5 protein-coding genes are annotated in these 4,747 nt (G+C 32.0%); 2 read left to right on the top strand and 3 right to left on the bottom strand.

The genetic code is table 11. From position 1 onward, the window contains the following. The 3 genes from WBN21_RS06350 to bshC all read right to left on the bottom strand — a co-directional run. A partial coding sequence (locus tag WBN21_RS06350; protein ID WP_424198538.1) for a glutamine amidotransferase-related protein occupies positions 1 to 407 on the bottom strand: 407 nt, incomplete at its 3' end. 62 nt (positions 408 to 469) lie between these two features. Then, positions 470 to 1,843, bottom strand: a complete 1,374-nt coding sequence (locus tag WBN21_RS06345) for a pyridoxal phosphate-dependent decarboxylase family protein (RefSeq protein WP_424198536.1) — start codon at positions 1,841 to 1,843, stop codon at positions 470 to 472. After that, positions 1,844 to 3,445 (bottom strand): bacillithiol biosynthesis cysteine-adding enzyme BshC, encoded by a 1,602-nt coding sequence (gene bshC, locus WBN21_RS06340; protein WP_424198534.1) that lies wholly within the window; start codon positions 3,443 to 3,445, stop codon positions 1,844 to 1,846. It abuts the gene before it with no gap. A 124-nt stretch (positions 3,446 to 3,569) separates the two neighbouring features. On the opposite strand from bshC, the gene WBN21_RS06335 reads away from it, so the two are divergent. Further along, positions 3,570 to 4,355 carry a TerC family protein gene (locus tag WBN21_RS06335; RefSeq protein WP_424198532.1) on the top strand — a complete coding sequence of 262 codons (786 nt, stop codon included), beginning with the start codon at positions 3,570 to 3,572 and terminating at the stop codon, positions 4,353 to 4,355. Positions 4,356 to 4,472: 117 nt separating this feature from the next. After that, positions 4,473 to 4,747 (top strand): carboxypeptidase-like regulatory domain-containing protein (locus tag WBN21_RS06330; protein WP_424198530.1); only part of this gene is annotated, 275 nt, incomplete at its 3' end.

Here is a 4,747-nt window from a genome sequence, read left to right as displayed (position 1 = left end):
GCTTTTATGGTATCACTATGACTCATCCAAACCTGGCTACCCTCATGAATATTTGAAAAAAACGGCTCACCTTTTTGAATAAATGATAAATTAGCACGACCGTACTCTCTGGTATTTGACGGTGCTACTTCCCCACCCGAAAAGTGAGCTAAATATTGCGCGCCATAACAAACAGCAAGCATTGGTTTTTTTCCTCTAATATCTGATAAATCTGGATGCAGCGCAGCTTCTCCTCTTACAGAATTTGGACTACCAGAAAGAATAACAGCTTTGTATTCTTCTATGTTTGTTGGAATTTTATTGAATGGATGTATTTCGGAATAAATGTTGAGTTCTCTAACTCTACGGGCAATAAGTTGGGTGTATTGCGATCCGAAGTCTAATATTAATACCTTATCATGTTGCATGCGCAAAAATAGGAATTGATTTTAAAATGACGAATTACTGTTTACTCTTTTATTAACATTTTTTACACCATAGAATCCAATATCATTTCTATATCCTTTTCTGTGGTATCTGGATTAATAAAACAAAAGCGAGATACGGTTTCATAAACATCGCCATTTTTCCATTTTGTAGGAGTTACCAAAGCAAAACCTTTGTCGTGATTTTCGAAGGTCCAATGCGTGTAATCTTCAGGTTTCCATCCCTTTCTTCTATATAAAACACAAGATAAACTTGGCGCTCTTACCAATTCCAAATAAGGTTTTTTTTCAATAATTCTTCCCGCAATTTGAGCTAATTCTATGCCTCTTTCTACAGCTTCCTTATATCTATCTGTTCCATGAGTTGCTAATGAAAACCATAATGGTAACCCGCGAACGCGGCGCGTAAGTTGTATTTGGTAATCGGTAGGATTAAAACCATGTGCGCCTTCATCTTTAAAAATATCTAAATACGATCCTTCTTGCGAATGTGCTTGTTTTGCTAATTCTGGATTTTTATAAATAATAGCACCACAATCATAAGGCGAAAACATCCATTTGTGTGGATCTATAGTAATACTATCAGCTTGCTCGATACCATTAAATAAATGACGTACAGAATCTGCTACCAAAGCCCCTCCTCCATATGCTGCATCTACATGAAACCACAAATTTTCTTTTTTACAAATACTTGCTATGCCTTCTAAATCATCAACAATACCAGCATTCGTTGTTCCGCCAGTAGCCACGATAGCAAATAAACGTTGCCTTTGTTGTATGGGCAAATTGTTAATGGTAGTTTGCAATGCCTTTTTTTCTAATTTATCTTCAGTATCTACCAAAAGGACATCTATATCAGCCACTTTAGCCATAGATTTAATTGAAGAATGTGCACCTATTGAAGTAATAATAAGCCCTTTTTGTAAGCTATTTTGATCGTTTAACGTTCGCCAATATTCTCTAGCAGTAACAATAGCAGATAGATTGGCTGCTGTACCGCCGCTTGTAAACACTCCAAATGAGCCTTTAGGTAACCCTGTTAAAGACACAATCCATCTCATAGCTTCATTTTCGCAAAAAATACCGCCTGCTCCCTCCATCCAATAAGCGCCGTGAATACTAGATGCCGAAGTAACTAAATCGAACATAACCGCGGCTCTTGTTGGCGAGGCAGGAACAAAAGCTAAATGTCTTGGGTGATCAATTGGCACATTACATTTGGCTAAATGCTTTTTCCATAACTTAAACGCTCGCTCTCCACCTATTCCTTTTTCTGTAATGGTTTCTCCAACCAAAGCTTTAAGATCTTCTTCCTTTTTGGGCTTACCAATTTTTTGTTCTGTTGATGAAAGTCTATCTATAGCGTACTTCATCACATCCATGGTCATTTCGACTAAATCAATATCTATTTTATGCATTTAAATGGTTATGATTGAAAATGAATTATTTAAAGGTTCTAGGTTTTCAATAAGGATAGGAACTAATTGCTTACCATATTCCAAATAAAACTCAGAAAAATTAGCGTTTCGTTCCTGTAAACTACCGTTTGGGAATAACTCATTTTTAATAGCTATCATCCTTTCCACCTCATTAGATAGTTTCTTTTTTTGAGCTTTAAGCAGTCGTTTTTCAAGATTATCCAACCCTTTTAACTGCTTAATTTCCTGTGCTTTAACAGCTCCCAAGAAGGATTTATCAGTTTGTTCAGCAAGCTTATACAATGCCTCAAACTGCTTTGTTAAATGTTTCTTTTGAGTGGAAAAATCAATATCGAGGTTTGATATTTCTCTAACTTTTCTATTGATTAGTGAATCTTTACCTAAAAACATTTCTTCTATTGAAATATTTAATTTCTGAAGCTTTTCTAATTGCTTTTCAGTTTGAATTAAAACCGAATTTCTTAATAACAAAACAGGAAATGGCACTTCTAAGTCCTCAAAATAATCATTTAATTGCATCCAATAAGCCAACTCGCCACCGCCGCCAATATAGCATAGATTAGGCAAAATAACTTCCTGATATAACGGTCGCATAATAACATTGGGAGAGAATCTCTCTGGATTATCTGAAAGCTCTTTTAAAATCTCATCCTTATTCCAAAGTATATCTGTGTTTAAAACTATATAATTAAAATCTTCAAAAACAATCCGTTCTCGTAAGTTTTCTTTTAAATAGAAAAGATTTATTTCTCTTGGGTTGACTTGTATTTTATAGTCTTCAGAAATCTGAGATAATTGGTCGTTCGTTTTAGAAACGGCTCCAAAAGATGCTTGATTTAATAATTCTGATTTTAAATAACGTGTAAATAATTCCTTTAAATCTGAATCATTGGCATCTATAATTACTAGTCCATAATCTTTAAATAATTCGTTTGCTAAATACCTAGTAGCATCAGCAAGATTATCATGATTTAAATAGGCGTTTGTGAAAAGCATTATTAATTGCTTAGCATTTTCAGTAGTTCCTAAATCTTTAGAAAACAGGTCTAAAACGTCATTTAAACCTACAGTTGAAAGCTCTCCTACAGCGCCACTTACCTCTTTATTCCATTGAAATTTCTTCCCTTTAAAATTGAAATAATTAATTTCATCAAAATCATGATCTTCAGTAGCCATCCAATATAAGGGTACAAAATCTTGTTTTGGATATTTAGCTTTTAGGGCTTTTGAAAGATTGATTGCAGATACTATTTTATACAGAAAATAAAGAGGCCCAGTAAATAAATTAAGTTGATGACCAGTTGTGATTGTAAATGTATTTTCAGAAAATAAACTCTCAATATGCTTTTTTGTTAATGGAGAAGCTTCAATATTTTGATATTGCTTTTTTAAAACTGAAACTAATACATTTCTATTTTCTAAAGGGAAGGTGTTTCCTTTCTGTTCAATTTGTTGTTTGAAATTCTCAAGCATTGGAAAACGATTGTAAAATGGATTTAATTCGGCTTTTTCATCTAAATAATCACAAATTAGAGATGAAAAATATCCTGTTTTACGAAATGCTAAATAATTTTGCTTCATGCCTTAATTAATAATCATGTAAATATACAGTTATTCAAATTTTTGAAATCCAAAAATTTAGTTAATATCAAAATTAATTTATTGAACATTTTTAGCTAATTTTAAACCCTAAATTTCACATACTGTGCTAGACTTTCTTTTTACGAGCGATGCTATAATGGCTTTGCTAACATTAACCTTTTTAGAAATAATTTTAGGGATAGATAATATTGTTTTTATTTCTATAGCAGCCAATAAATTACCAGAACATCAGCGAGGTAAAGCCACAAATATTGGTTTAATATTGGCCATGGTCCAGCGCATAATATTGCTGTTTTTTGTGAGTTTTTTAATTGGTTTGAAAGAGCCTTTTTACACCATCGAAAAATCTTGGTTACATGTTGGAATAAGTTGGCAAGCCATAATATTATTTGTAGGTGGATTATTTTTAATATACAAGAGCACTTCTGAAATTCATGAAAAAGTAGAAATGCCAGATCATGATGAAAACAACTTAAATAAAAAAAAGATAAAAACCTTATCTCATGCTATTGTTCAGATTCTCCTTATTGATTTTATATTTTCAATAGATTCCATTCTAACAGCAGTTGGCATGACAAATGGTTTACATTCTAACCACAACTATAATTTAGTATTAATGATTATTGCGGTTGTAATTTCCATTATAATCATGATTGTCTTTGCAAATCCTATTAGAAAATTTATAGATTCTCATCCAAGTGTTCAATTATTAGGGTTGGCATTTTTAATTTTAATTGGATTTATGTTAATTACCGAGGCAGCCCATTTATCGCATACCAAATTATTTGGAAATGATGTTGGCGCCATTCCTAAAGGCTATTTATACTTTGCCATTGCATTTTCTTTGTTTATTGAATTTTTAAATTTTAAAACACAGAAAAAAAAGTAGTTTAATAGTGTCGAATTAATAATGTTAATCTTTTCCTAAATCCCAAAAACTATCTGATTACTAAGTTATTATAATGCATTTTTTTCGTATCTTAAGTCCACTATTAAATTGAAAGCCATGAAAAAGACATATAAATTAACCGTAATTATAAGCATTGCCCTCTTTTTGTTTTCGATAAATATTAACGCGCAGAATCCATCTGAAGAAACATATTTAGAAATTGAAGCAAAAGTAATTGATAGCGAGACCAATACTCCTTTAGTTTTTACAGATATTATTATTGAAGATTCGAATATTAGTACTGTAACTAACGGCGATGGCAATTTTCTTTTAAAAATTCCTAATTCATTGGTAGATCCTACAATCATAATATCTCATTTAGGATATGAAAA

Source organism: Algibacter sp. (assembly GCF_049667265.1).
Taxonomy (GTDB): Bacteria; Bacteroidota; Bacteroidia; order Flavobacteriales; family Flavobacteriaceae; genus Algibacter_B.
Note: the sequence above shows the minus strand (reverse complement) of the source record. Positions and strands in the feature narration are given on the sequence as shown.